At 44.7% G+C, this 25,821-nt stretch carries 26 protein-coding genes and 1 other annotated feature; of the genes, 20 read left to right on the top strand and 6 right to left on the bottom strand.

Annotated elements, in window-relative coordinates; translation table 11 throughout:
* The first annotated feature begins 38 nt into the window (after positions 1–38).
* Positions 39–884, top strand: coding sequence for a YtnP family quorum-quenching lactonase (locus JQX68_RS15100; protein ID WP_014665022.1), 846 nt, complete (start codon positions 39–41; stop codon positions 882–884).
* Positions 885–966: 82 nt separating this feature from the next.
* Complete coding sequence (locus tag JQX68_RS15095; protein WP_040082118.1) at positions 967–2,667, top strand: NAD-dependent malic enzyme; 1,701 nt, start codon at positions 967–969, stop codon at positions 2,665–2,667.
* 52 nt (positions 2,668–2,719) lie between these two features.
* Here the strand turns inward: JQX68_RS15095 and JQX68_RS15090 are convergent, their stop codons facing one another.
* Positions 2,720–3,037: a PepSY domain-containing protein gene (locus JQX68_RS15090; RefSeq protein ID WP_014477682.1), complete on the bottom strand. Its 318-nt coding sequence runs from the start codon at positions 3,035–3,037 to the stop codon at positions 2,720–2,722.
* 158 nt (positions 3,038–3,195) lie between these two features.
* Here JQX68_RS15090 and JQX68_RS15085 point away from each other — a divergent pair, with 158 nt between their 5' ends.
* Positions 3,196–4,269: a M42 family metallopeptidase gene (locus JQX68_RS15085; RefSeq protein ID WP_147772368.1), complete on the top strand. Its 1,074-nt coding sequence runs from the start codon at positions 3,196–3,198 to the stop codon at positions 4,267–4,269.
* 56 nt (positions 4,270–4,325) lie between these two features.
* On the opposite strand, the gene JQX68_RS15080 is transcribed toward JQX68_RS15085, so the two are convergent.
* Entirely contained in the window at positions 4,326–4,772 is a 447-nt protein-coding gene (locus tag JQX68_RS15080) for a YtoQ family protein (RefSeq protein WP_014665018.1), read from the bottom strand.
* A 78-nt stretch (positions 4,773–4,850) separates the two neighbouring features.
* Between JQX68_RS15080 and JQX68_RS15075 the strand changes: the two genes are divergently transcribed.
* The 13 genes from JQX68_RS15075 (at position 4,851) to motS (ending at position 16,936) form a co-directional block, all read left to right on the top strand.
* Entirely contained in the window at positions 4,851–4,967 is a 117-nt protein-coding gene (locus JQX68_RS15075; RefSeq protein ID WP_004399150.1) for a hypothetical protein, read from the top strand.
* 39 nt (positions 4,968–5,006) lie between these two features.
* Positions 5,007–5,330 (top strand): thioredoxin family protein, encoded by a 324-nt coding sequence (locus JQX68_RS15070; protein ID WP_014665016.1) that lies wholly within the window; start codon positions 5,007–5,009, stop codon positions 5,328–5,330.
* Between the two features lie 14 nt (positions 5,331–5,344).
* A complete protein-coding gene (locus JQX68_RS15065; protein WP_080478262.1) occupies positions 5,345–6,154 on the top strand; it encodes a DUF1444 domain-containing protein in 810 nt (269 codons plus the stop codon).
* A 15-nt stretch (positions 6,155–6,169) separates the two neighbouring features.
* Positions 6,170–6,775 (top strand): YtpR family tRNA-binding protein, encoded by a 606-nt coding sequence (ytpR, locus tag JQX68_RS15060; RefSeq protein WP_014665014.1) that lies wholly within the window; start codon positions 6,170–6,172, stop codon positions 6,773–6,775.
* A gap of 159 nt (positions 6,776–6,934) precedes the next feature.
* Positions 6,935–9,778, top strand: a complete 2,844-nt coding sequence (locus JQX68_RS15055) for a DNA translocase FtsK (RefSeq protein ID WP_147772367.1) — start codon at positions 6,935–6,937, stop codon at positions 9,776–9,778.
* Positions 9,779–10,027: 249 nt separating this feature from the next.
* Positions 10,028–11,326, top strand: coding sequence for a UDP-N-acetylmuramate--L-alanine ligase (gene murC, locus JQX68_RS15050; protein ID WP_014665012.1), 1,299 nt, complete (start codon positions 10,028–10,030; stop codon positions 11,324–11,326).
* A gap of 161 nt (positions 11,327–11,487) precedes the next feature.
* Positions 11,488–11,910 carry a DUF948 domain-containing protein gene (locus JQX68_RS15045; protein ID WP_136654351.1) on the top strand — a complete coding sequence of 141 codons (423 nt, stop codon included), beginning with the start codon at positions 11,488–11,490 and terminating at the stop codon, positions 11,908–11,910.
* A 30-nt stretch (positions 11,911–11,940) separates the two neighbouring features.
* A complete protein-coding gene (locus JQX68_RS15040) occupies positions 11,941–12,393 on the top strand; it encodes a YtxH domain-containing protein (protein ID WP_040082123.1) in 453 nt (150 codons plus the stop codon).
* A gap of 23 nt (positions 12,394–12,416) precedes the next feature.
* Positions 12,417–12,743, top strand: coding sequence for a bacillithiol system redox-active protein YtxJ (gene ytxJ / locus JQX68_RS15035; protein ID WP_014665009.1), 327 nt, complete (start codon positions 12,417–12,419; stop codon positions 12,741–12,743).
* 237 nt (positions 12,744–12,980) lie between these two features.
* Entirely contained in the window at positions 12,981–14,057 is a 1,077-nt protein-coding gene (locus tag JQX68_RS15030) for a bifunctional 3-deoxy-7-phosphoheptulonate synthase/chorismate mutase (RefSeq protein ID WP_040082124.1), read from the top strand.
* Positions 14,058–14,332: 275 nt separating this feature from the next.
* The gene (ccpA, locus tag JQX68_RS15025) at positions 14,333–15,337 is read left to right on the top strand and encodes a catabolite control protein A (protein WP_136654350.1); all 1,005 of its coding nucleotides are present in this window, start codon (positions 14,333–14,335) and stop codon (positions 15,335–15,337) included.
* A 62-nt stretch (positions 15,338–15,399) separates the two neighbouring features.
* Entirely contained in the window at positions 15,400–16,218 is an 819-nt protein-coding gene (gene motP, locus JQX68_RS15020) for a flagellar motor protein MotP (RefSeq protein WP_040082125.1), read from the top strand.
* A complete protein-coding gene (motS, locus tag JQX68_RS15015) occupies positions 16,208–16,936 on the top strand; it encodes a flagellar motor protein MotS (RefSeq protein ID WP_014665005.1) in 729 nt (242 codons plus the stop codon). Before motP ends, motS begins: the two co-directional genes overlap by 11 nt.
* 10 nt (positions 16,937–16,946) lie before the next feature.
* Here the strand turns inward: motS and JQX68_RS15010 are convergent, their stop codons facing one another.
* The 3 genes from JQX68_RS15010 to acuA are packed head-to-tail and all read right to left on the bottom strand — an operon-like array spanning position 16,947 to position 19,410.
* A complete protein-coding gene (locus JQX68_RS15010) occupies positions 16,947–18,110 on the bottom strand; it encodes an acetoin utilization protein AcuC (protein ID WP_069150083.1) in 1,164 nt (387 codons plus the stop codon).
* Positions 18,107–18,751 (bottom strand): acetoin utilization AcuB family protein, encoded by a 645-nt coding sequence (locus JQX68_RS15005; protein ID WP_014665003.1) that lies wholly within the window; start codon positions 18,749–18,751, stop codon positions 18,107–18,109. Before JQX68_RS15005 ends, JQX68_RS15010 begins: the two co-directional genes overlap by 4 nt.
* 26 nt (positions 18,752–18,777) lie before the next feature.
* Positions 18,778–19,410 carry an acetoin utilization protein acetyltransferase AcuA gene (gene acuA / locus JQX68_RS15000; protein ID WP_014665002.1) on the bottom strand — a complete coding sequence of 211 codons (633 nt, stop codon included), beginning with the start codon at positions 19,408–19,410 and terminating at the stop codon, positions 18,778–18,780.
* Positions 19,411–19,569: 159 nt separating this feature from the next.
* Here acuA and acsA point away from each other — a divergent pair, with 159 nt between their 5' ends.
* From acsA to sr7p, 3 genes are all read left to right on the top strand, one after another.
* A complete protein-coding gene (gene acsA, locus JQX68_RS14995) occupies positions 19,570–21,288 on the top strand; it encodes an acetate--CoA ligase (protein WP_014665001.1) in 1,719 nt (572 codons plus the stop codon).
* Positions 21,289–21,342: 54 nt separating this feature from the next.
* Positions 21,343–21,580 (top strand) — a binding site (T-box leader).
* A gap of 50 nt (positions 21,581–21,630) precedes the next feature.
* Complete coding sequence (tyrS, locus tag JQX68_RS14990; protein WP_095432436.1) at positions 21,631–22,899, top strand: tyrosine--tRNA ligase; 1,269 nt, start codon at positions 21,631–21,633, stop codon at positions 22,897–22,899.
* Positions 22,900–23,030: 131 nt separating this feature from the next.
* Positions 23,031–23,159 carry a small protein SR7P gene (sr7p, locus tag JQX68_RS21880; protein WP_041521401.1) on the top strand — a complete coding sequence of 43 codons (129 nt, stop codon included), beginning with the start codon at positions 23,031–23,033 and terminating at the stop codon, positions 23,157–23,159.
* 21 nt (positions 23,160–23,180) lie between these two features.
* On the opposite strand, the gene rpsD is transcribed toward sr7p, so the two are convergent.
* Positions 23,181–23,783 (bottom strand): 30S ribosomal protein S4, encoded by a 603-nt coding sequence (gene rpsD, locus JQX68_RS14985; RefSeq protein ID WP_014664997.1) that lies wholly within the window; start codon positions 23,781–23,783, stop codon positions 23,181–23,183.
* A gap of 295 nt (positions 23,784–24,078) precedes the next feature.
* On the opposite strand from rpsD, the gene JQX68_RS14980 reads away from it, so the two are divergent.
* The gene (locus JQX68_RS14980; protein ID WP_205440331.1) at positions 24,079–25,818 is read left to right on the top strand and encodes a diguanylate cyclase domain-containing protein; all 1,740 of its coding nucleotides are present in this window, start codon (positions 24,079–24,081) and stop codon (positions 25,816–25,818) included.
* Positions 25,819–25,821: the final 3 nt, after the last annotated feature.

Here is a 25,821-nt window from a genome sequence, read left to right as displayed (position 1 = left end):
ATGGCCCGTTTGCTACCATGATGACAGGGGGGATGAAAATGGAAACAATGAAAATTGGAAACATCACGTTGACCTGGCTTGACGGAGGCGTGACGCATATGGATGGAGGGGCGATGTTCGGCGTCGTTCCAAAGCCGCTTTGGTCTAAAAAATACCCAGTCAATGAAAAAAACCAGATTGAACTAAGGACAGACCCCATTTTGATTCAAAAGGATGGGCTTAATATCATCGTTGACGCCGGAATTGGATCAGGCAAGCTGACTGATAAACAAAAACGAAACTATGGCGTGACACAAGAGTCGAATGTGAAACCATCATTAGCTGCACTCGGGTTAAACGTTGCCGATATAGATGTGATCGCAATGACACACCTTCATTTTGATCATGCATGCGGTTTAACGGAATATGAAGGTGAACGGCTCGTCTCTGTCTTTCCGAATGCGGTGATTTATACATCAGCTGTCGAATGGGATGAAATGCGCCATCCGAATATCCGGTCGAAAAATACGTATTGGAAGGAAAATTGGGAGGCTGTAGCCGGCCAAGTCAAAACCTTTGAGGATTCTTTAACCATCACAGAGGGGATTACCATGCATCACACCGGAGGCCATAGCGACGGACACAGTGTCCTGATATGCGAGGATGCGGGTGAAACTGCTGTACATATGGCAGATCTAATGCCAACGCATGCCCACCGCAATCCGCTTTGGGTGCTGGCTTACGATGATTACCCGATGACCTCTATCCCGCAAAAGCAGAAATGGCAGGCGTTCGCAGCAGAAAAAGACGCTTGGTTTATTTTTTATCATGATGCCGAGTATCGCGCCCTTCAATGGGAGGAGGACGGAAGCATCAAAGAGTCAGTCAAGCGAATGAAGCAATAGCATATTTTTATGTTTACCCTGCATGTTTTCCGGCTAATAATGCAAACCTAGTACTAATTATGCTCAGAAAGGAAGAGGCAGGGTGAAACAATTCAAAGTAACAAACGAAGGAGACATTCAAACAACATTAAGAGGCCTTGAAGTGCTCTCTGTTCCTTTTTTGAACAAAGGTGTCGCTTTTACTGAGGAAGAAAGAAAAGAACTTGGTTTAAAAGGCTTTCTGCCGCCTAAGGTATTAACAATTGATGATCAGGCGAAAAGAGCGTATGAGCAATATTCCGCACAGCCAGACGATTTAAGCAAAAATGTTTATTTAACGGCGCTGCACGATCGGAATGAAACGCTGTTTTACCGCCTGTTAAATGACCATTTAGGGGAAATGCTTCCGATTGTCTACACACCGACAGTTGGAACGGCCATCCAGAGATACAGCCATGAATATAGAAAACCACGAGGGCTCTATCTTTCAATCGATGACCCGGACGGTATGAAAGAAGCCTTTAAACAGTATAAAGATCAAAGCGATACGATCGATTTAATAGTTGCAACTGATGCGGAAGGAATTTTAGGAATCGGTGACTGGGGCGTCGGAGGAATCGCGATTTCTATCGGCAAGCTGGCGGTTTATACGGCGGCTGCGGGCATTGATCCGAGCAGAGTGCTTGCTGTTGTTTTAGATGCGGGGACAAATCAGGAGAGCCTCCTGAACGATCCGCTTTATGTCGGCAACCAGCATTCCAGAGTGCGCGGGGAACGCTATGACCAATTTATTGACGACTACGTTGCGCTGGCGAGAGAGACATTTCCGAATGCATTGCTGCATTGGGAGGATTTCGGAGCGAAAAACGCGCGAAGCATTTTGAAACGCTATAAAGATAAAGTTTGTACGTTTAATGATGATATCCAAGGGACAGGCGCTGTTTCTTTGGCGGCAGTCTTATCCTGTGCAAAAGCGTCTAAAGTTCCGCTGAGGGATCACAGAGTTGTTATATTCGGAGCAGGAACGGCTGGAATCGGAATTGCCGAACAGCTGCGGGAAGCATTGGTGCGTGAGGGGCTGAGTGAGGAAGAATCATATCAGCGCTTCTGGTGCATAGACAGAAACGGACTGTTGACAGATGATATGGATCAGCTTCTTGATTTCCAAAAGCCGTATGCCCGTTCGGCTGATGAAGTGAAGGATTATCAGCGGAACGGAGATGGCGGAGGCATTGATCTCCTTGAAGTGGTCCGTCAGGCGAAACCGACAATCCTGATCGGGACGTCTACGGTTTCAGGTGCTTTTACTGAAGAAATTGTCAAAGAAATGGCGTCACATGTGAAACGGCCGGCGATTTTGCCAATGTCAAATCCGACAACTCTTTCTGAAGCAAAGCCGGAGGATTTAATCGAATGGACAGAAGGCCGTGCGCTGATCACGACAGGAAGCCCGTTCCCGCCAGTGGAGTATAATGGCGTAACGTATCATATCGGCCAAGCGAACAACGCGCTTGTCTTCCCGGGGCTTGGTCTTGGAACGATTGTCACCAAATCAAAATTAATTACAGACAGCATGTTTGAAGCATGCGCCCGTGCGATCGCAAGTATGGTCAATGTCGGGGTGCCTGGCGCGCCGATGCTTCCGAAAGTAGAGGATTTGCGGACTGTATCGGCAACCGTTGCGGTTGAAGTTGCAAAAACCGCAATGAAGGAAGGCGTCGCGACAGAAGAGCCTGAAGACATTATACAGGCTGTGCAGGATGCGATGTGGTATCCGGTATACAAACCGATTCGCGCGATATAATAAAAAAGAGCCGCTGCGTAAGCAGCGGCTTCTATTTTATGCTTGTCCGGTGTTAAGAAGCGATTGTATCAATGACATCTACAATTTCCCCCGTTTTCGCATCCACCATGACTTCATACTGTTCTAATTCTCCGAAAGCTGATCGTGTAATGCCGGTTTTGTATACCTGTACCGTTTCTCCGTTAATATTGTAAGGCTCCGGCTGGGTGTAAATCCATGATCCGTCAATCGGGCCCCGCTGCTTAAAAGCGGATTTTACAATTCGAAGCGCTTTTTCTGAAGAAATATAAGGCTTCATCACATATTGTTTCACAACGACAGCCGTACAAATTCCAAGTCCTGCTCCTAAAAGAAGATGACGCAATTTCAAAATAAAGCACCTCCTGGTTGATCGTACTTTTCATTATACAGAAACAGCCAAAACCTGTTAAGCAATACGCGGCTGATTGAGCAGATTCGGTCAGGGTGCTTGGAAAACTTGATTGTTTCTAATAAAATAAAAGGACTACATAGAAATGAGGGGAAAACATGAATCAAGAAACGAAAGCGCTTTTCCAAACACTGACGCAGCTTCCCGGAGCGCCGGGCAACGAGCATCAGGTTCGTGCTTTTATGAAGCAGGAGCTAGCCAAATATGCCGATGACATCGTTCAGGACAGACTGGGAAGTGTTTTCGGAGTCAGACAAGGCGCAGAGGGTGCACCGAGAATTATGGTAGCCGGGCACATGGACGAAGTCGGCTTCATGGTGACATCCATCACAGACAACGGGCTGCTCAGATTCCAGACGCTCGGAGGCTGGTGGAGTCAGGTTTTGCTTGCGCAGCGGGTTGAAGTTCAAACAGATAACGGGCCGGTTCCGGGTGTGATTTCAAGCATACCGCCGCATTTATTGACAGATGCACAGCGAAACCGCCCGATGGATATCAAAAACATGATGATCGATATTGGAGCGGACGATAAGGAAGACGCCATCAAAATCGGCATAAAACCGGGACAGCAGATCGTGCCTATCTGTCCGTTTACGACGATGGCGAATGAAAAGAAAATTTTATCAAAAGCATGGGATAACAGATATGGATGCGGTTTGAGCATTGAACTTTTGAAGGAATTACACGGCAAAGAGCTTCCAAACACGCTCTATGCGGGTGCAACGGTTCAGGAAGAAGTTGGGCTAAGGGGGGCACAGACGGCTTCTCACATGATTAAACCGGACTTATTTTTCGCCCTTGATGCCAGTCCGGCAAACGATATGAGCGGAGACAAAAATGAATTTGGCCAGCTTGGAAAAGGCTTTTTGCTCCGTATTCTTGACAGAACGACAGTTATGCATCGCGGAATGAGGGAATTCGTTCTTGATATGGCTGAAACGCATGATATTCCATATCAATATTTTGTATCCGGCGGGGGAACAGATGCAGGCAAGGTTCATATTTCGAACAGCGGCGTTCCGTCAGCGGTTATCGGAATTTGTTCCCGCTACATTCATACAAACGCTTCTATCATTCATATTGATGATTATGCTGCTGCTAAGGAAATGCTCATCAAACTTGTAACAGCCTGCGATAGACAGACGGTAGATGCAATTAAGAAGAATATGTAGAATTTATATAAAAGCTTGTTGAACGAGCAGTGAGCCCGGTTCGACAAGCTTTTTTCTTATTCTGTTTCAAATAGATAGGAAAGGGCCTTGATGGCTTGGTTGACAGTTTCCACCGTAATATTCGCTTTATTGGAAAGCTCTTTTAATGGATGGTGGAGTGATTCCGGCCGGATGATAATCAGAGGTTTTCCTTTTGCGATCGCATATGATGCATCCATTGCCGTGTTCCACTGTTTGTATTTTTCGCCAAACAGGGCGATCACAAAGTCTGCTTTATTCATCAGGACGGCGGTTCTGAAGTTGTTGATGTCAGAGGCTTTGTCATCCTTCAAAACGGCATTTGGCTGTACGCCCATAATGTCTTCACCAATATTGTCTGAGCGGTCATGATTCTCCATCGGGCCGACAAACGTAATCGGCAGCTTCAGCGATTTTGTTTTCTCTTTGATTTCCTCGCGCCAATTGCTGTGGATTTCTCCTGCTAAATAGACGATAAACTCCATACTAAAATCCCTCCTTATGTATGTCCAGCTGTAAATTTCACCCTCATGTACACGATGTTAAACGAAACGAGCTTGATAATGCAAATAAAATATGATAATGATAATGGGAAAGCCAATCTTACATATTCATTCGTTGCATATAAGTGGTTTTGCCTCAAGCAGTTTGGTATGATCCAAATGGACGAGTATCGATAAACAAACATGTAAGAACATAAACAACTGGAGGGATATGAAATGAAAAAAATTGAATCAACTCAAGAGCTGGAAAAAGCGGTACAGGATGACTGGGCTGTATTTATGTTTTCTGCCGACTGGTGCCCGGATTGCCGTTTTGTAGAGCCTTTCCTGCCTGAATTGGAAGCGGATTTCCCTGAATTCACTTACTACTACGTAGACCGTGACAAATTCATTGATACATGTGCAGAGTGGGAAATTTACGGAATCCCAAGCTTTGTTGTTTTTAATGAAGGAAAAGAAGTAAATCGTTTTGTGAGCAAAGACCGCAAAACAAAAGAAGAAATCGAACAGTTTTTAACAGATTCTCTCGCTAAAGCGTAAAGGAGGACATCGGTTTGAAAATGACCTCAAGGAAGCTGTCAGATATACTGAAACAGCGCCTTCAGCACGAGAATCGCTCCTTTCTGTTTGACAGAGAAAAAGACACTCTCCGTGTTGAGGATCAAACGACAAAAAAAGGGATTACGCTCGATTTGCCGCCGATTATTGCGAAATGGGAACTGAAAAAAGACGAAGCCATTGATGAGATCGTGTACTATGTTTCCGAAGCAATGACGGCAATGGAAGGGAAGGCTCAGGAAATGACCGGGAAAGAAACTCGCATTTATCCGGTCATCCGCTCGACTTCCTTCCCGGACAAGTCCAGCGAAGATATCCCGCTCATTTATGATGATCATACCGCAGAGACAAGAATTTATTACGCGCTCGATCTCGGGAAAACATACCGTTTAATTGACCAGCGCATGCTTGAGAAAGAAAACTGGACAAAAGAGCGGATCAGAGAGACGGCCGCATTTAATCTCCGTTCTCTGCCGACGGTTGTCAAAGAGGATACGGTTGCCGGCAATTACTTCTATTTCTTCAGGGCAAACGATGGATACGACGCCAGCCGGATTCTGAACGAGGCGATTTTAAATGAGTACAAGCAGCGTGCAGAAGGGGAGCTGGCGATCTCTGTTCCGCATCAGGACGTTCTGATTCTTGCTGACATCCGGAATGAATCAGGGTATGATATTCTAGGACAAATGTCGATGAGCTTCTTTGCAGGCGGCACCGTTCCGATTACCGCTCTTTCATTTTTGTACAATGAAGGAAAGCTGGAACCGGTGTTTATCCTGGCGAAAAGCCGTCCGAAAAAGGATTAGAAAGGATTTTTACTTATGAACGCTTTTTATAATAAAGAAGGTGTGGGAGACACGCTCCTGATCTCTCTTCAAGATGTGACACGCGAACAATTAGGCTATGAAAAACATGGCGACGTCGTCAAAATTTTCAATAACGAAACAAAAGAAACAACGGGCTTCAACATTTTCAATGCGTCTACATACTTAACCATTGATGAAAACGGCCCGGTTGCGCTCTCAGAAACATTCGTGCAAGATGTGAATGAGATTTTAAACAGAAACGGCGTTGAAGAAACATTAGTCGTTGATTTATCTCCGAAGTTTGTTGTGGGTTATGTAGAATCAAAAGAAAAACATCCGAATGCCGATAAATTAAGCGTATGTAAAGTCAATGTAGGAGAAGAAACGCTTCAAATCGTCTGCGGCGCGCCTAACGTTGACCAAGGACAAAAAGTTGTCGTTGCCAAAGTCGGCGCTGTGATGCCTAGCGGACTTGTCATTAAGGATGCAGAGCTTCGCGGCGTTCCGTCAAGCGGAATGATCTGCTCAGCGAAAGAGCTTGATTTGCCTGACGCCCCTGCTGAAAAAGGCATCCTTGTGTTAGAAGGAGATTATGAGGCGGGAGAGGCATTTCAGTTTTAGACTCCCATAAATCCGCCCAAAAAAACGAATCATGTGAAAAGCCGCTAAGCCCCTGTTTAGCGGCTTTGTTTCTGCTGATAGCTTAATCTTTTCTGGGCCGACCAGCAGTGGTATACTAAAAACCGTCCCAGAAAACTATAAGGGAGTTAGAGATAAATTATGAGTTGGCTTCATAAATTTTTTGATTTGTTTTTAGGCGAGAGCGAAGAGGATGCTGAACGGGAGACAAAACCCGCTCAAATTCCGCAGCAACAAGAGGTGCATCATCCTGAAGGACAATTAAAAAGATTGGAAGATCCTAAAATATATTATGAATATCCAAAAGGCAAGTTCCGTTTTCCAGTCGTGCCTGATGGATACAAAAATCATGACCTGAGAAGGCGCCGCGCACCATCGGTCGAACCGAAATCCGCGCCTCGTCCAAGCGCTGCACCTTACAGAGAGCGTCCCAGCAATGAAAAAGAGCAGCATACATATCAATCATCAGAGCCGGCGAAGAAACCGTTTAAACCGACAAATATCCCTTCGCCAATCTATGGATTCAATCAAAAACCATCCGTTAAAAAGGATGTGCCGAAAAAGCCTTCTGAAACATTGAACGAACCGGATAAACCGGTAAAAGAGAAGGTAACATTGCTGTCAGAAGAGATCGAACGTGAACGCGGCTATCCTGCTTCAGACACACAGGCGCACTCCAAAAAAGAAAATCCTTTCTTTCCGGATATCCAATTTGAAAAACAGCCTTCTGGCGTTTTAAACAGAAAGGATACAGAGAGTGATGGGGCACCAGGTAATGAAGTGCCATTTGAATCAGGCGTTCAACAGCCGCAAAAAGAGGAGTCTTTCTTCCCAGCTGAACATGCCGAAGGGCAAGCAATGCCTGAGATACTCACAGATACGGCGAATGAAGGCCTTTCAGGCAGTGAAGTAAGCCGCGAAGACATCATGCCTGCAACGGCTGAGGAAAAACAAAGGGAAGAGCAGGCAGAGAAATTTGACGAGCCTGTTTTCTCCGCTGAACTTGATGAACAGCCAACAGCTCCTGAACCTCTGGCAGAGGCAGCATCTGAGGATGAAAAATCAGAAGAGCCGTCAGACAGCACAGTATACAATTGTCACGAAAACGCGGCAGAAGGTGCTGAGTCTCCGTTCGTTCAAGAAGAACAAATGGAATTTCGTCAGGAAGAGCCTTCATTATTTACTGATCACCAGCATTCATCTGGAGCTCTGGATCAAACAGAAACTGAGGCGGAAGAATCAGAAGAGCCATCAGAAAGCATAATAAATAATCAGTATGACATTCCGGCAGAATCTAAGGAAACGAAGATAGATGTTCAGCCAGACAGCCAGACAGAGCTTGAGGAAACTGAACGGATGGACCAAGCTTCCAAACCGCTTTCTGCAACCCATGAAAACCGGCAGGAAATCCGGACAGACAAACCTCACGAAGCTTCAAAAGAGCCGAAACCAAGGCCTGGTGTGCAAGAGAACAGGTCCGAACAAAACGCACCTTCTCAAAAAGGGCCATCCGTTCCTTTTAATGTCATGATGCTGAAAAGAGATACGCATAAACAGCAAAAAGCAGAGGAACGCCGCGGCAGCTATGTATTTCCGAATGTTGCACTGCTAGATGTCCCGCCAGCGCAGGTCCAAGATGATACTGCGTGGATCGAAGAACAGCGTCAGCTTCTTGATTTGACCTTGAAAAATTTCAATGTCCGCGCCAATGTCGTCCATGTAACCCAGGGGCCGTCTGTCACGAGATTCGAAGTGCATCCTGAACCAGGTGTAAAGGTGAATAAAATCACCAACTTGTCTGATGATATTAAGCTCAGTCTCTCAGCAAGAGATATTCGGATTGAAGCGCCAATTCCGGGGAAAAACACGATCGGGATTGAAGTGCCGAACCGCACGAGCAAGGTGGTTGATTTGCGCCAAATGATTCGCAGCTCAGCTTTCAGGACAAGCAAGTCACCGCTTACGGCTGCGCTGGGATTAGATATTTCAGGGAATCCTGTTGTTATCGACTTGAAGAAAATGCCGCATGGCTTGATTGCCGGCGCCACAGGCTCGGGAAAAAGCGTATGCATCAATACAATATTAGTCAGCCTGCTTTATAAAGCTGATCCGAGTGAGGTAAAGGTGCTGCTGATTGATCCGAAAATGGTAGAGCTGGCTCCTTACAATAAAATTCCTCACCTCGTCAGTCCTGTCATTACTGATGCTAAAGCGGCTACAGCTGCTTTGAAATGGGTCGTTGAGGAAATGGAGCGCCGCTATGAGCTGTTCGCCCATTCAGGTGTCCGTGACATTGACCGCTTTAATCAATTAACCGGGGAACACCAAATGGGTGAAAAGCTGCCGTATTTAGTTGTCATTATTGATGAGCTTGCAGATCTGATGATGGTAGCGCCAAACGATGTGGAAGAAAGCATAGCGCGGATCGCCCAAAAAGCAAGAGCATGCGGTATCCATCTTCTCGTCGCAACTCAGCGTCCGTCAGTAGATGTCATTACAGGCCTGATTAAGGCGAATATCCCGACGAGAATCGCCTTTTCTGTTTCAAGCCAGGTTGATTCCCGAACGATTATTGACATCGCCGGTGCAGAAAAGCTTCTCGGAAAAGGGGATATGCTCTTTTTGGAAAACGGCTCGGGAAAACCGGTCCGTCTGCAAGGTAACTTTGTGTCGGATCGTGAAATCGACCGCGTTGTTTCTCACGTCAGAAACCAAATGCCGCCAACCTATTTATTTGAACAAGAAGAGCTCGTAAGACAAGGATCAGCCCTGAAAGAAGAGGATGAACTGTTTTACGAAGCGTGTGAGTTTGTTGTAGAGCAAAACAGTGCGAGCACTTCAAGCCTGCAGAGAAGATTCAGAATCGGTTACAACCGGGCGGCAAGGCTGATCGATATGATGGAAGCGGAAGGCATGATCTCAGAGGCAAAAGGAAGCAAACCCCGTGAGGTGCTGATCACCGCAAGTGATTTAATAAACGAATAATATGGGTTCATTTTCACACCAAACATGGTATGATAGTGTTTAGAGCATTTAACAGCCATGCCGCTTTACAGCAGCTGCGCATAGACAAATCTTGATATCTAGGTTTAATCGGAAAGAAATAACCGGATACTGAACATAACAAAACATATAAAATACGCCGCCAAGGGAAGCTTTTCACCCGCCGCGGTCGCAAATTGAAATGAGCGTCATATACTGGGGAACAGATAGACGTTTGTTGGAGGTACAATTATGACTGTTTATCATTTTGTTGGAATAAAAGGGACAGGTATGAGTCCGCTTGCCCAAATACTTCATGATAATGGATATACTGTCCAAGGATCGGATATCGAAAAATTTATTTTTACGCAAACAGCGCTTGAAAAAAGAAATATTACGATTCTTCCTTTTAGCGCGGAAAATATTAAGCCCGGCATGACAGTTATCGCCGGAAATGCATTCCCAGACACGCATCCAGAAATAGAAAAAGCGATGTCTGACGGAATTCCGGTGATACGTTATCATAAGTTTTTAGGCGACTACATGAAAAAGTTCACAAGTGTTGCCGTTACAGGTGCACACGGCAAAACGTCGACTACGGGTTTGCTGGCTCACGTGATCCAAAATGCAAAACCGACGTCTTTCTTAATCGGAGACGGAACAGGCCAGGGAAATGAAAACAGCGAATACTTTGTGTTTGAAGCGTGTGAATACCGCCGCCATTTCTTAAGCTATCAGCCAGACTACGCGATCATGACGAATATTGATTTTGATCACCCTGATTACTTCTCAAGCATTGACGATGTATTTGACGCTTTTCAAGAGATGGCTCTTCAAGTCAACAAAGGCATTATCGCCTGCGGAGACGATGAGCATCTGCCGAAAATCCATGCGAACGTCCCGGTTGTGTATTACGGCACAGGGGAAGAAAATGATTTTCAAGCCAGAAACATCGTAAAAAGCACGGAAGGGACAACTTTCGATGTCTTTGTCCGCAATACGTTCTATGATACGTTTTATATTCCTGCGTACGGCCACCACAATGTATTAAACTCATTGGCGGTCATTGCGTTATGCCATTATGAAGAAATTGATTCCAGCATCATTAAGCATGCTCTCAAATCCTTTGGGGGCGTCAAACGCAGATTCAATGAGAAGCAGCTAGGGGATCAAGTGCTGATTGATGACTATGCTCATCACCCGACAGAAATAAAAGTGACAATTGAGGCGGCAAGACAGAAATATCCTGATCGTGAAATTGTTGCGGTATTTCAGCCTCATACATTTACGCGAACGCAGCAATTCCTTGACGAATTTGCAGAAAGCCTGAGCGGCGCTGACTGTGTGTATTTATGCGATATTTTCGGCTCAGCCCGTGAAAATGCTGGAAAGCTGACGATCGGCGATCTGCAGGGGAAAATTCATAATGCCAAGCTGATTGAAGAAGATGACACTTCTGTTTTAAAAGCTCATGATAAAGCCGTTCTCATCTTCATGGGGGCAGGAGATATCCAAAAGTATATGAGAGCCTACGAAAACGTCATGGCATAATAAAAAGCAGTGATCTCACTGCTTTTTATTTATCTGACGAGAAAGCTTATTAAAGGATTTTCTTACATAACGGAGAATAGTATGTATACAGCCCAGTACACATGTTTATGATTGAAGAAAACGGGTAAACAGCAGTATATCCTGCAGCAAGGAGGTTTGAGATGATTATTATTCTTTATTTGAGCGTTGCACTCATCGCAATTGCATTTCTCGTATTAGTGATCTACTTGTCTAAAACATTGAAGTCACTGCAGCTGACACTAAAACACGTCGCATCCACTCTTGAAGGGCTGGAGGGACAAATGAAGGGCATCACAACTGAAACAGCCGAGCTTTTACATAAGACTAACCGCCTGGCTGAAGATATTCAGGAAAAATCAGAAAAGCTGAACACGGTCGTTCATGCTGTTCAAGGGGTGGGAACTTCTGTACAGCAGTTCAATACATCCATGAAACAGGCGGCAGGGTCTGTATCGGCATCAGTTAGAGAAAATCAAGACAAGATCAATCAAGTTGTCACATGGAGCCAAGCAGCACTGGAAATTTGGGAGAAATGGAAGCAAAAGAAAAAATCAGCTCTGTAAGAGAAAAAAATACCTAGAGGAGGAATAATGATGAGCAAAGATGGAATTAATAGTAAAGATTTTTTAATCGGAACTTTAATCGGGGGAATCATCGGTGCCACTACAGCTCTTTTTCTAGCGCCTAAATCAGGCAAAGAACTTCGCGACGATCTCGGCAGCCAAGCGGTTGCATTACGGGACAAAACAGATAAAATGACGGCTGATGCGAAGGAAAAAGGCACGCAATATGTCAGCATCGCAAAAGACAAAACTTCCAACATCACACAGCTTGTAGCGGATCAGTCTGGGCAGATCATGAACAAGGTAAAGGATTTAAGAGACCGTTCCAAATCTGACAAAACCGATTCATCAACAATGCAAGATATGAAGGAAGAAGCGATGCAGGCAGCTGGCGAAACAAAAGATCAAGTCCTCCAGGCGAAAGAAGATGTAAAAGACGAACTGAAAGATGCACAAAAACAGGCTGAGCATATGAATCGCTGAGCAGGGAAGGAAGAGCTTGAATCATGGCTAAACAGCTTATTCAATCTGAAGAAGAATTTAAACGGATTGCAGAACAGGAAGGCGCTTTTGTCTTCTTTAAACACAGCACCACATGCCCGATCAGCCAGGCAGCATTTCATGAGTTTGATGCCTTTGCAAATCAGCATGAGGATGTGCCGGCTTACTATCTTCAAGTACAAGAAGCCCGGCCGCTGTCAAATTTCATCGCAGAAACATATGGGGTAAAGCATGAAAGCCCTCAAGTATTCATCATTCAGAACGGTGAAGTGAAATGGCATACCTCACATTCACAAATTACAGAGGCCGCCATTGAGCAGCATTTGTCATAGAAAAAAGCGTCCAGATATTATCTGGACGCTTTTTTTTTGTAAAAAACCCTTGAACATTGCCCTCACATCATGTAGGATAGCTTCATAGATTACTTTATCACTTAAAAGCGTTTGGGTAATAAAGTAGAGTTTTTATAAAATTTTTTGTATTTCAGTATTTCCATTTGGAATTACTTATAGTAAGATGCATGATAACTACAAAATAAAAAATGAATGTGCAGGGAAAGGATGAAAAAAATGAGCAACACAGAGTTAGAGCTTTTAAGGCAGAAAGCAGACGAATTAAACCTACAAATTTTAAAATTAATCAACGAACGCGGAAATGTTGTAAAAGAGATCGGTAAAGCGAAGGAAGCACAGGGTGTCAACCGATTTGACCCTGTCAGAGAACGCACTATGTTAAACAATATCATTGAAAACAATGACGGTCCGTTCGAAAATTCAACCATCCAGCACATTTTTAAAGAGATATTCAAAGCCGGTTTAGAGCTTCAGGAAGAAGATCACAGCAAAGCGCTGCTTGTCTCCCGCAAGAAAAAACCTGAAGATACAATTGTTGATATCAAAGGCGAAAAAATCGGAGACGGCCAGCAAAGATTCATTGTCGGCCCATGTGCGGTAGAGAGCTATGAGCAAGTAGCTGAAGTGGCTGCAGCTGCGAAAAAACAAGGCATTAAAATTTTGCGCGGTGGAGCCTTTAAGCCTCGTACGAGCCCATACGATTTCCAAGGGCTTGGCGTAGAAGGCCTTCAAATTTTAAAACGTGTAGCGGATGAATATGATCTGGCGGTTATCAGTGAAATCGTAACGCCGGCTCATATCGAAGAAGCGCTTGACTACATTGATGTCATTCAAATCGGAGCGCGCAACATGCAAAACTTCGAATTGCTGAAAGCTGCCGGTGCAGTGAAAAAACCAGTGCTTCTGAAGCGCGGCCTTGCAGCAACGATCTCTGAATTCATCAATGCTGCTGAATACATCATGTCACAAGGAAATGACCAAATTATCCTTTGTGAGCGAGGAATCAGAACATACGAAACAGCAACGAGAAACACGCTTGATATTTCAGCTGTGCCGATTTTGAAACAAGAAACGCATTTGCCGGTATTTGTTGATGTTACGCATTCAACAGGCCGCCGTGACCTCTTGCTTCCGACAGCTAAAGCTGCTTTAGCGATCGGTGCAGACGGTGTCATGGCTGAGGTTCACCCTGATCCGTCAGTCGCGCTTTCTGATTCTGCTCAGCAAATGGCGATTCCTGAATTTGAAAAATGGCTGAATGAACTGAAGCCAATGGTGAAAGTCAACGCTTAATTGAACAATCCAAAAGGCCGCGCCTGCGGCCTTTTTTTATGCTTTCTCGTTTATTTAGTTATAAAATCCAAGTATACGTTTTCATCATCTATAAAAACGTGTATAATTTCATGAGAAGTAATTAAATTTGATGAATAATGAAAAATAATGTACACTACTGACTTACGCTTACAAATCATAAACGACATAAATTCGGACATTATGACATTTCTCTACATAAAGTGTTTATGCTATAGATAAGGATAAGTGTATCCAGTAAAAGGAGTGGTTTTAGGATGAGCAATATTACGATCTACGACGTAGCGAGAGAAGCTAATGTAAGCATGGCAACCGTTTCCCGTGTCGTGAACGGCAACCCGAATGTAAAACCGACAACGAGGAAAAAAGTCTTGGAAGCCATTGAACGTCTCGGTTACCGTCCAAACGCGGTGGCAAGAGGGCTGGCAAGTAAAAAAACAACAACTGTTGGTGTCATCATTCCCGATATCTCAAGCATTTTCTATTCAGAGCTTGCACGCGGAATTGAAGATATCGCGACAATGTATAAATACAATATTATTTTGAGCAACTCTGACCAAAACATGGAGAAAGAGCTGCACTTGTTAAACACAATGCTCGGCAAACAAGTGGACGGCATCGTGTTTATGGGCGGAAACATTACGGACGAGCATGTGGCGGAATTTAAGCGTTCCCCAGTGCCGATTGTACTTGCCGCTTCTGTAGAAGAGCAGGAGGAAACACCGTCAGTCGCTATCGATTACGAACAGGCGATTTATGACGCAGTGAAGCTTTTGGTTGATAAAGGACATAAGGATATCGCATTCGTTTCCGGACCAATGACAGAGCCGATCAACCGCTCGAAAAAACTCCAAGGCTACAAACGTGCGCTTGAAGAAGCGAACCTTCCGTTTAATGAACAATTTATAGCTGAAGGGGATTACACATATGATTCCGGACTCGAAGCGCTGCAGCATCTGATGAGCCTGGATAAAAAACCGACAGCCATTCTTTCTGCAACTGATGAAATGGCACTCGGCATTATCCATGCCGCTCAGGATCAGGGCTTATCCATTCCGGAGGATCTCGACATTATCGGCTTTGATAACACAAGATTAAGCCTCATGGTTCGTCCGCAGCTGTCAACAGTTGTTCAGCCGACATATGATATTGGCGCCGTTGCGATGAGACTGCTGACGAAGCTCATGAATAAAGAGCCGGTTGAAGAGCATATCGTCGAACTGCCGCACCGTATCGAACTAAGAAAGTCAACCAAGTCATAAGAAAAACAAAGAGCAAGCTTCACCTTCATGGTGAATTCTTGCTTTTTTCATGGGGAGAAATGATGAAACGTTTTGATTATCTTACACCTGTTGGATTTGTGTTAGGAACGATTATTATTGTTATCGGGATTATTTCGGGATCGGGAGTAAGCGGTTTCCGCTCTTTTCTTGATCTAACCTCTTTCTTCATCGTAACAGGGGGACTATGCGCCGCTGTTTTTATCAGTTTTCCGCCAAGAGAGCTGAAAAAAGCGCCCTCTGTATTAAAGCAGGCATTCATCCGCCAGGAAGACAATGTGAAAGATCTTGTGAAAACCTTTGTCTCCCTTTCCGATCACGCGCGTAAACATGGGCTTTTATCATTGGATGATCAGGCTCGGGGAATCAAAGATCCATTCTTGAAAAAAGGGTTGCTTTTAGCAATTGACGGCTGGGATGAAGAAACGATTCGGCTTGTCATGGATTCAGAAATCGCAGCAATGGAGGAACGGCACCGCAAAGGACGGCGTGTTTTTGAAAAAGCGGGAGAATTTGCTCCGGCGTGGGGAATGATCGGAACACTCGTCGGGCTCGTGCTGATGCTCAAAAACTTAAATGATCCGCATATGCTCGGACCGAATATGGCAGTTGCGCTTCTGACGACTTTATATGGTTCATTACTGGCCAATATGGTCTTCAACCCAATCGCGGCAAAGCTTGAAGAGAAAACAGAAAGTGAAATTTTCATCAAACAGGTAATGGTGGAAGGGATTATCGGTGTTCAATCCGGAAAAAACCCGCGCAACCTTGAAAGCCAGCTGGTCGTTTTCAGTTCACGGGAAGAATGGCAGAAACAGCCGAATCAAGTAAAAACAAAAAAGGGATCTATACATGAAGCTTAGAAGAGAACGTTTTGAAAGAAGGAACGGAAACGGGAAAAACAGTCAATCTTCATCCAGCTGGATGGTTACCTTTACAGATTTGATCACCCTGGTCCTTGTGTTCTTTATTTTGCTTTTTTCGATGTCCCAAATCGATCTTCAAAAATTTAAAGCGGCAGTCGATTCAATTCAGAAGGATGGCGGCGGGCTTCAGCCGGACCAAACGTCCATAGAAAAAAAGAAAACACCTCCATCCGATGCGAAGAAGCAAGCGGATCAGCAGGATCAGCTTCTCAAGAAAGTAAATACATATATAAAAGACAATCACTTGAAGGCCCAAATGACAGCCAAACGGGATGAACGCGGTGTCGTGCTCGTTCTGCAGGAGGCGGTGCTGTTTGATACAGGTGAGGCAAAGGTGCTGAAAAATGCTGAAACACTTCTTCACCAAATCGCCGTACTTCTTCAAACCATTCCAAATGACATTCAAGTCGAAGGCCATACAGACAGCCGAAACATTTCGACATACCGATATCCGTCGAACTGGGAGCTATCAGCAGCACGGGCAAGCGGAGTGATTCAATACTTCACATCAAAAGAAAAACTTCCCTCGAAGCGCTTTATTGCTGTCGGTTATGCGGATACAAAGCCTGTAAAGGACAATAAGACAAACGAACACATGAAAGAAAACCGACGTGTGGAAATCGTCATCAAAAAATCAAAAACGACCTCTTCGTGAAGGTCGTTTTTTACTTTGTTCGTTGTTGCTCGGACCGTATCGCATATAATGCTTTGCTGACGGTTTGGGCATTTTTTTCTGTAATTTCAGGCTTGCGGGGAATCGGAGGATATAAATCAGCAGGATCGCTCCAGCTGGACGGCAGGGCGACGGGGCATTGTTTTTGCCATTTAGCGATCCATTCCGGCGGGATCTCGTGTCCCGGATCAATCCCCTTCATTTCAAGCCATATTCTGGCCCAGGCGCGGGGGACAACTCGCCAAATATCATATCCGCCGCCTCCGACTGCAATCCATTTCCCTCCGCAATATTGGTGAGCCAAAGTATGTGCAAGCCGGGGAATTTCTTCGTATATATTGATTGTTGCTGATAAATGCGTCAGCGGGTCGTAGTAATGGGCATCGGCGCCGTTTTGGCTGATAATGACATCGGGCTCGAAATACGCGGCGACTTCTGAAACTGCTGTCCGGTAAGCTTCAAGAAAAGAATCATCCTCTGTAAAAGCGTCAAGCGGGATATTAAAGGAATAGCCATATCCTTTTCCGCTGCCTTTTTCCTGAATCTGGCCGGTTCCGGGGAATAAATACCTTCCTGTTTCATGAATGGACAGCGTGCATACGTCAGGATTATCGTAAAATGTAAATTGCACACCGTCCCCGTGGTGGGCGTCTGTATCAATATAAAGCACTCTGGCGCTGTATTTTTTCTGAATATATTGAATCGCCACAGCGCTGTCGTTGTATATGCAAAACCCTGAGGCTCTCCCGCGAAAGCCATGATGAAGCCCTCCACCAAGGTTTGCCGCATGCAGGGCTTGTCCTGACATGACCCAGTCTGCGGCCGTTAAAGTGCCGCCGACCAAGAGTGATGCCGCTTCGTGCATGCCGGCAAAGACGGGTGTATCTTCAGTGCCGAGCCCGTAGCTTTCTCCTTCTTCAGCGGGAAGCTTTCCGGCGCCCGCAAGCTTTACGGCCTGAATGTAATCATCCGTGTGGACAAGGGCTAGCTCCTCTTCTGAGGCGAGTCTGGGACTGACAATGTCTCCATCATCAAAGGCATTGATCGTCTGAAGCAAATCATATGTTAACAGAACCCGCTGCTGATTAAAGGGATGCTCTTGATGAAACATGTAGGTTTGATAGGATGGAGAATAGATAAATACACTGTCTCTCATAGCAGATCCCTTTGCTCTGACGGCCATACGACGTGGTGCCCATTTCTTTGCAGTTCCTGCAAAAACGGCAGCGGATTCATGGTTTTTACACGGAAGACGAGCACTTTTACACCGGGATCGTCATGCGGATAAACAAGCACGCTTAATATTTTCACTTGAAGGTCTTGGCAAAGGCTGCTGATCTCAGCGAGGCTTTTGGTGATGTCGTTTACTTTTATTTCAATTTGCGAGCCCGGCTGGTCAGCGCCCGTCAATTTGACAAACGTCCGCAGCAAATCGGTTTTTGTCAAAATGCCTACTAATTTTTGATGCTGTACGACTGGAAGGCAGCCAATGCCATGCTCGTAGAACACCGCAGATATTTCTTCGACAAAATCTAACGGGTGGGCGCAGACGACCTCTTTTTTCATAATTGAATCTACGCTTCGTGTGAGAAATAGGCTTCGTTTGTTTTCTTCAAAAATACTGGGGCTCGCCTGTTTCATGTCTCTGTCTGTAATCATGCCGATCACGTGTCGTTCTTCATCTACAACAGGCAGATGCCTGATATGGAATTCCTTCAGTTTGCATATTGCTGTTTCAAGCGTATCCGTCTTCGTTAATGTAATGACATCTCTTTTCATGATTTGCTCAACAATCATTATTTTTTCCCCTTTGTCAGTGTCAGTTAATACATATAACGATGATAAAAACGGAGCCTGTCAAATTGTTCAATTGATTCTTGGCTGACGTTTTTTCCGATGCGGGCCATCAGACAGTTTGCAGGGTGGGAGCTGATCTCCGGCTCATCCGTTGCAAACCAGACCAATCCGCCTGCATTCATCATCTTTTCCATGATCTTTCTGTATTCCCACACATCTTTTTTCATCCCTTTTAAATCCCAATGCCAGTAATATTCTGTTGTCATCACAATGTAGTTTTCCATTTGTTCATCCATCATGCTGACGGTCAGAAGGGTCTTTCCGACAGCGCATCCCCGATAGTCCGGCGCTACTTCGATGGCTCCGAGCTCAAGCAAATCCTCCATATTTCCTTCAGACCATCTTTCGAGCGGGTCAGGATATAAATACGTGACATAGCCGACAATGGTTCGGCCGTCTCTGGCAATAATAATGCGCCCTTCTGGAAGGCCTGCAATATCGACTAGCGCTTCATGCTGCTCGCGAGGCGGGCGAAATGCGGTTAAATCTTTATGAAACTCATAACCTGCCAAATCCTCTGGAGAGACAGGCCCTTCTATCAGTAAAGAGCCGGTTGCTGTTTTGATGTTTGCTGAATGGTATGTTTTATGATGTTCCACTAATTCACCGTCCCATCAATTCTTATAAAAATACATGCCTTCTTTAAGAATACCAAAATATAAAGCGTTTTCAACATGATTTATATTTTAAAAATTGAGAAGAATATGAATTTATACTATAATAATTGTGACAACTTCAGCAAAGGGGGATGTTTGGGCATGAATTTGAAAGCGTTACCAGCAATAGAGGGGGATCATAACTTAAAAAACTATGAAGAAACGTACCGGCATTTTGATTGGGCCGAGGCAGAGAAACATTTCTCTTGGCATGAGACAGGGAAACTGAATGCGGCGTATGAAGCGATTGACCGCCATGCCGAATCGTTTCGAAAAAACAAAGTAGCACTTTATTATAAAGACGCAAAACGGGATGAAAAATACACATTTAAAGAAATGAAGGAAGAATCAAACAGAGCCGGGAATGTGTTGAGACGGTATGGAAATGTGGAAAAAGGGGACCGCGTTTTTATTTTTATGCCGAGATCACCCGAGCTTTATTTTATTATGCTTGGCGCTATCAAAATTGGCGCCATCGCCGGGCCGCTGTTCGAAGCATTTATGGAGGGAGCGGTGAAGGACCGGCTTGAAAACAGTGAGGCAAAGGTTGTTGTCACAACGCCTGAGCTGCTGGAGAGGATACCGGCAGACAAACTGCCTCACTTGCAGCATATATTCGTAGTCGGCGGAGAGGCTGAGAGCGGCACAAACCTCATCAATTATGATGAAGCAGCGAAACAGGAGAGCACAAGACTGGATATCGAATGGATGGATAAAAAAGATGGTTTTCTGCTTCACTATACATCAGGTTCCACTGGAACGCCAAAGGGCGTGCTGCATGTCCATGAAGCGATGATTCAGCAATATCAAACAGGAAAGTGGGTCCTTGATTTAAAGGAAGAAGACATTTATTGGTGCACAGCTGATCCAGGCTGGGTGACAGGTACGGTATACGGCATTTTTGCACCGTGGCTGAACGGGGCGACAAATGTCATCGTCGGCGGACGTTTCAGCCCGGAAAGCTGGTATGGAACGATTGAACAGCTTGGCGTCAATGTCTGGTACAGCGCGCCGACCGCTTTTCGGATGCTGATGGGAGCGGGAGATGAAATGGCTGCGAAATATGATTTAACCTCACTCCGGCATGTACTCAGTGTTGGTGAGCCGCTAAATCCGGAGGTCATCAGATGGGGACACAAAGTTTTTAACAAACGAATCCATGATACATGGTGGATGACCGAAACGGGCAGTCAGCTCATCTGCAATTATCCTTGCATGGATATTAAACCCGGTTCGATGGGTAAGCCGATTCCGGGAGTGGAGGCTGCGATTGTTGACAATCAAGGAAATGAGCTTCCGCCATACCGAATGGGCAATCTCGCTATCAAAAAGGGCTGGCCTTCCATGATGCATACCATTTGGAATAACCCTGAAAAGTATGAATCGTATTTCATGCCGGGCGGCTGGTATGTGTCTGGTGATTCTGCTTACATGGATGAAGAGGGATACTTCTGGTTCCAAGGCAGAGTAGATGACGTTATCATGACCTCCGGTGAGCGCGTAGGTCCATTTGAAGTGGAGAGCAAGCTTGTCGAACACCCGGCCATTGCAGAAGCTGGTGTAATCGGAAAGCCTGATCCGGTACGGGGAGAAATCATTAAAGCCTTTATTGCACTCAGGGAAGGATTTGAGCCGTCTGACAAACTGAAAGAAGAGATCCGCCTATTTGTAAAGCAGGGTCTTGCAGCCCATGCGGCTCCGCGTGAAATTGAATTTAAAGATAAGCTTCCGAAAACCCGAAGCGGAAAGATCATGAGACGCGTGCTGAAGGCATGGGAGCTTAATCTCCCAGCCGGTGATCTGTCAACGATGGAGGATTAAAAGGCGGCGTTGACACGGGATTTTATTTATGTTAAAAATGATATAGCTTCATATGAAAAGGTAAAGATTGAGACAAGTAGAATATCCTTACGTTCCAGAGAGCTGATGGCCGGTGAAAATCAGCACAGACGGATATATCGAATACACTCATGAACCGCTTTTGCAAACAAAGCCGGCTAGGCTTTCAGTAGTGAAAGAACGGACCTGATCCGTTATCAGGCAAAGTGATAAGACGAATGTTTTGCATTCTCTTATTAGTAGGGTGGTACCGCGATAATCAATCGTCCCTTCGTGTAAACGAAGGGGCGTTTTTTATTTTAATCAAAAAAGGAGCTTTATCTTATGACAAACTTACTTGAAGATTTATCCTTCCGCGGATTGATTCAGCAAATGACAGATGAAGAGGGATTAAATAAACAGCTGAATGAAGAAAAGATCCGCTTGTACTCAGGTTTTGATCCGACAGCAGACAGCTTGCATATCGGACACTTGCTGCCTATTTTAACACTTCGCCGTTTTCAGCTTGCAGGGCATCATCCGATTGCACTTGTTGGCGGCGCTACGGGTCTCATCGGTGATCCAAGCGGAAAAAAAGCAGAGCGTACTTTAAACACTGCTGACATCGTTTCCGAATGGTCCCAAAAAATCAAAAACCAGCTGTCCAGATTTCTAGATTTTGACGCAGCAGAAAACCCAGCTGTCATCGCAAACAACTTTGACTGGATCGGCAAAATGAATGTGATCGATTTCCTTCGTGATGTCGGTAAAAATTTCGGCATCAATTACATGCTGGCAAAAGACACGGTCAGCTCAAGAATCGAATCCGGCATCTCGTACACGGAATTCAGCTACATGATTCTTCAATCTTATGATTTCTTAAATCTTTACAGAGACAAAAACTGTAAACTGCAAATCGGCGGTAGCGATCAGTGGGGCAACATCACAGCGGGTCTTGAACTGATCAGAAAATCAGAAGAAGAAGGAGCAAAAGCGTTCGGCCTTACGATTCCGCTTGTCACAAAAGCAGACGGCACGAAGTTCGGAAAAACGGAAGGCGGCGCGATCTGGCTTGATAAGGAAAAAACATCACCATATGAATTCTATCAATTCTGGATCAACACAGATGACCGTGATGTTATCAAATACTTGAAATACTTTACGTTCCTATCAAAAGAGGAAATTGAAGCATACGCTGAAAAAACAGAAACAGCGCCGGAAAAACGTGAAGCGCAAAAACGCCTGGCAGAAGAAGTGACATCGCTTGTTCACGGACGCGAGGCGCTGGAGCAAGCCATCAACATCTCCCAAGCGCTGTTCAGCGGCAATATTAAAGAGCTTTCCGCTCAAGACGTAAAGGTAGGCTTTAAAGATGTTCCTTCTATGGAAGTTGACAGCAGCCAAGAGCTTTCACTTGTAGATGTGTTGGTGCAATCTAAATTATCTCCTTCTAAACGTCAAGCGCGTGAAGACATCCAAAACGGAGCTGTTTACATTAACGGCGAACGCCAGACAGAAATAAATTATACCCTATCGGCTGAAGACCGCATCGAAAATCAATTTACTGTTCTGCGCCGCGGGAAGAAAAAATACTTCCTTGTGACATATAAATAAGAAAAAGATCCTTTGCCACTGAAGGCAAAGGATCTTTTTGTTTACCGCATAGGAATGAAAGGAAAAGAGTATATTAGATAGGGCAAACACGATCAACCACATCACCTTTTAAAAGAAAGGAGCGCTAAAGCGTGAATCTCATGTGCACGATTGCTAAAGAACGGATACAGCGGGATTATTGGGAGCGGCAGGCGCAAGATAGTGTTGGCCAGCAAGAGGCGAAAGACGAAACAGACGATAAAAAAACCCCAACCGCATAGCGGCAGGGGTTTTTAAAACGATTAACGAGAGTAGAACTCAACGATAAGCGCTTCGTTAATTTCCGGAGCAAGTTCAGAACGCTCAGGAAGACGAGTGAAAGTACCTTCAAGCTTTTCAGCGTCGAAAGTAAGGTATTCAGGAACGAAGTTGTTCACTTCAACAGATTCTTTGATGATAGAAAGGTTTCTTGATTTTTCGCGAACACCGATTGTTTGACCAGGCTTTACTTGGTAAGACGGGATGTCAACGCGGCTTCCGTCTACAAGAATGTGACCGTGGTTAACCAATTGGCGAGCTTGACGGCGAGTACGTGCTAAACCTAGCTTGTACACAACGTTATCAAGACGAGAATCTAAAAGAACCATGAAGTTTTCACCGTGTTTACCAGCTAGTTTGCCAGCTTTGTCAAACAAAGTGCGGAATTGGCGTTCGTTTACACCGTACATGTGACGAAGCTTTTGCTTTTCTTGCAATTGCAAACCGTATTCTGATAATTTTTTACGTTGTCCTGGGCCGTGTGGACCTGGAGCGTAAGGGCGTTTTTCTAATTCTTTTCCTGTACCGCTAAGAGAGATTCCTAGACGGCGGGACAGTTTCCAAGATGGACCTGTATAGCGAGCCATAATGTGACTCCTCCTTTGGGTTTTATTTTTGTGGAAAATAAAAACCGTCTGCTCTATTCGACCATGCACATTTTGTTTTCATGTATCCTCGCTCCAGCAGCAGAGAGTTACACGATACACCTTATGGATAAGGAACAAAATGAAAACATAGAAGCTGAACAAAAAGGCTGCAATATTTCACACAAAGGTCATTATATAATTTATTTGTTTTGAAGTCAACCATTCCTCCATTATTGCTTCACCGTTTATGATATAATAAACAAAAATTAGTGGTAAACTTTTAGGTGATAAAAACATGGTAGAACAAACTAAAGATCAATTATCCGCCTTTCATTATCATATGCTCGATTTTTTATTAACCAAATCGGAAAAAGTCACATTCACCGACTCTTTCATATGGCTGACTTCGGCTATTCAAACCTATTTTTCAACCCTTTGTGTTTCGCTTACACCGTCATCATCAGACTTTGTGACAAAACTGGCAGATGGTGAAGCCCGTTTTTCCGTTTCAGAAATAAACGCTTCATGTTATCTGATAGAGGACGGCTCAGGCAGGCGTTTCCATCTTGCATGCAGGCAGGATGAAGAGATTCCTGAAGGGCTTCCGGATGTGGTTGCTTCATTTTTAAACCAGTCGATGAAACAAGAAAGACTCTATAACAAAACGATCTACCAAAAAAAAATATACAAAATGACAGAGCTGTTCCATTCACTGCTTGATCAGACAGATGTGCTGAAGCAGCTTTTAGAAAGCTTGACAAGCACATTTTCTCTTTTTGAGTTCTCTTTATTTATATCGCACGATCAAGACCAATGTTTAGGGGTTCCTGCAAAAGAGCTGTATATGGAAGGGGAAAAATCCGATTCCTTTGCGCTCAAAGTGTATTTGTCCGGGGATATTTTGCGGAAAAATGAATCGGCCGCCTATATTCCGATCAAAGGACAGCAGGGCACATACGGGGTGTTGAAGGCTGAGGGAACGGGTGACAGCTTTCTTACTGATGCCTGCCTTGATGAAATGTCGCTGTTAGCAAATGCGGCGGGAAAAGCGTTTGAAAATGCCCAGCTCTACGAACAATCCAAAGCAAGCATCGCAAATTTGGAATTGATCAATGAAACATCACGCCGCTTGAATCAGCGGCTGACACTGACTGATACAATGAATGATCTGGCTGTGAGAATGGCAGAATCGTTTCAGGCAGAAGAAGTGGGATTTTTTCATATCGACCATTTTGAAAATCTAGCATTGCTCCCAGGAAGCACAGCATTTTTTAAAGAAGCGAAGCCATCAGACTTTTATAATGAGCTGAAAGAAAAGCTGTATGAAGGTGAAAAAGGGGTTTTCATCGGGAATGGCCAGTCTGTTTTTGGGCAGGCGGGGTACGGCTCGCTAATGGCTGCTCCGATGATTCAAAACGACCGTCTTTTAGGCTTTGCGGTTTTATTGAAACAGGAGCTATACGCTTTTACATTTGAAATGTACAAGCTGTTTCAGGCGCTGATTCATCACGCGACACTGGCTGTAACCAATTCAATGCTTCGCGACCGTTTGGAGCATCTCGTAAAAACAGATCAGCTGACTGAACTGTATTCACGGGCGTATTTGGATGAAAAAATTCAATACAGCATGAAAATCCACCAAAAGGGTGTTTTTATTCTAGTTGATATTGATAATTTCAAGAATGTAAATGATACGTACGGCCATCAGACTGGGGACGAGATTTTAATTCAAGTTGCTTCAGTGATTAAAAGCAACATCCGAAAGCATGATGTCGGTGCCCGCTGGGGAGGCGAGGAGCTGGCGATTTATTTGCCAAATGTGCCGGTTGCGGTGGGGAAACGGATTACCGAGCGGCTGGTTTATGCTGTCAGAAAAAATACGAAACCCAAGGTAACCATTTCCTGCGGTATCTCATGCTGGACGACAGAAACAAGAAAGTCTCTGAAAGAGCTTGTGCATGAGGCTGATGAAGCGCTCTATAGCGCGAAACGGAGCGGGAAAAACCGCTTGATGATTCATGACTCAATAAAATGAAAA

Origin of the sequence: Bacillus sp. LJBS06 (assembly GCF_016924995.1) — a bacterium.
Classification (GTDB): Bacteria; Bacillota; Bacilli; order Bacillales; family Bacillaceae; genus Bacillus; species Bacillus stercoris.
Note: the sequence above shows the minus strand (reverse complement) of the source record. Positions and strands in the feature narration are given on the sequence as shown.

What these genes read in the sequence shown, in the direction of transcription:
- JQX68_RS15010 (WP_069150083.1), bottom strand. Translation starts at nt 18,110, where the DNA reads ATGAGAGACAGTGTATTTATCTATTCTCCATCCTATCAAACCTACATG.
- JQX68_RS15100 (WP_014665022.1), top strand. Translation starts at nt 39, where the DNA reads ATGGAAACAATGAAAATTGGAAACATCACGTTGACCTGGCTTGACGGA.
- JQX68_RS15055 (WP_147772367.1), top strand. Translation starts at nt 6,935, where the DNA reads ATGAGTTGGCTTCATAAATTTTTTGATTTGTTTTTAGGCGAGAGCGAA.
- ytpR (WP_014665014.1), top strand. Translation starts at nt 6,170, where the DNA reads ATGAACGCTTTTTATAATAAAGAAGGTGTGGGAGACACGCTCCTGATC.
- JQX68_RS14980 (WP_205440331.1), top strand. Translation starts at nt 24,079, where the DNA reads ATGGTAGAACAAACTAAAGATCAATTATCCGCCTTTCATTATCATATG.
- acsA (WP_014665001.1), top strand. Translation starts at nt 19,570, where the DNA reads ATGAATTTGAAAGCGTTACCAGCAATAGAGGGGGATCATAACTTAAAA.
- JQX68_RS15045 (WP_136654351.1), top strand. Translation starts at nt 11,488, where the DNA reads ATGATTATTATTCTTTATTTGAGCGTTGCACTCATCGCAATTGCATTT.
- ytxJ (WP_014665009.1), top strand. Translation starts at nt 12,417, where the DNA reads ATGGCTAAACAGCTTATTCAATCTGAAGAAGAATTTAAACGGATTGCA.
- motP (WP_040082125.1), top strand. Translation starts at nt 15,400, where the DNA reads ATGAAACGTTTTGATTATCTTACACCTGTTGGATTTGTGTTAGGAACG.
- JQX68_RS15030 (WP_040082124.1), top strand. Translation starts at nt 12,981, where the DNA reads ATGAGCAACACAGAGTTAGAGCTTTTAAGGCAGAAAGCAGACGAATTA.
- JQX68_RS15080 (WP_014665018.1), bottom strand. Translation starts at nt 4,772, where the DNA reads ATGGAGTTTATCGTCTATTTAGCAGGAGAAATCCACAGCAATTGGCGC.
- JQX68_RS15005 (WP_014665003.1), bottom strand. Translation starts at nt 18,751, where the DNA reads ATGATTGTTGAGCAAATCATGAAAAGAGATGTCATTACATTAACGAAG.
- motS (WP_014665005.1), top strand. Translation starts at nt 16,208, where the DNA reads ATGAAGCTTAGAAGAGAACGTTTTGAAAGAAGGAACGGAAACGGGAAA.
- JQX68_RS15085 (WP_147772368.1), top strand. Translation starts at nt 3,196, where the DNA reads ATGAATCAAGAAACGAAAGCGCTTTTCCAAACACTGACGCAGCTTCCC.
- JQX68_RS15070 (WP_014665016.1), top strand. Translation starts at nt 5,007, where the DNA reads ATGAAAAAAATTGAATCAACTCAAGAGCTGGAAAAAGCGGTACAGGAT.
- JQX68_RS15075 (WP_004399150.1), top strand. Translation starts at nt 4,851, where the DNA reads ATGCAAATAAAATATGATAATGATAATGGGAAAGCCAATCTTACATAT.
- tyrS (WP_095432436.1), top strand. Translation starts at nt 21,631, where the DNA reads ATGACAAACTTACTTGAAGATTTATCCTTCCGCGGATTGATTCAGCAA.
- ccpA (WP_136654350.1), top strand. Translation starts at nt 14,333, where the DNA reads ATGAGCAATATTACGATCTACGACGTAGCGAGAGAAGCTAATGTAAGC.
- murC (WP_014665012.1), top strand. Translation starts at nt 10,028, where the DNA reads ATGACTGTTTATCATTTTGTTGGAATAAAAGGGACAGGTATGAGTCCG.
- JQX68_RS15040 (WP_040082123.1), top strand. Translation starts at nt 11,941, where the DNA reads ATGAGCAAAGATGGAATTAATAGTAAAGATTTTTTAATCGGAACTTTA.
- rpsD (WP_014664997.1), bottom strand. Translation starts at nt 23,783, where the DNA reads ATGGCTCGCTATACAGGTCCATCTTGGAAACTGTCCCGCCGTCTAGGA.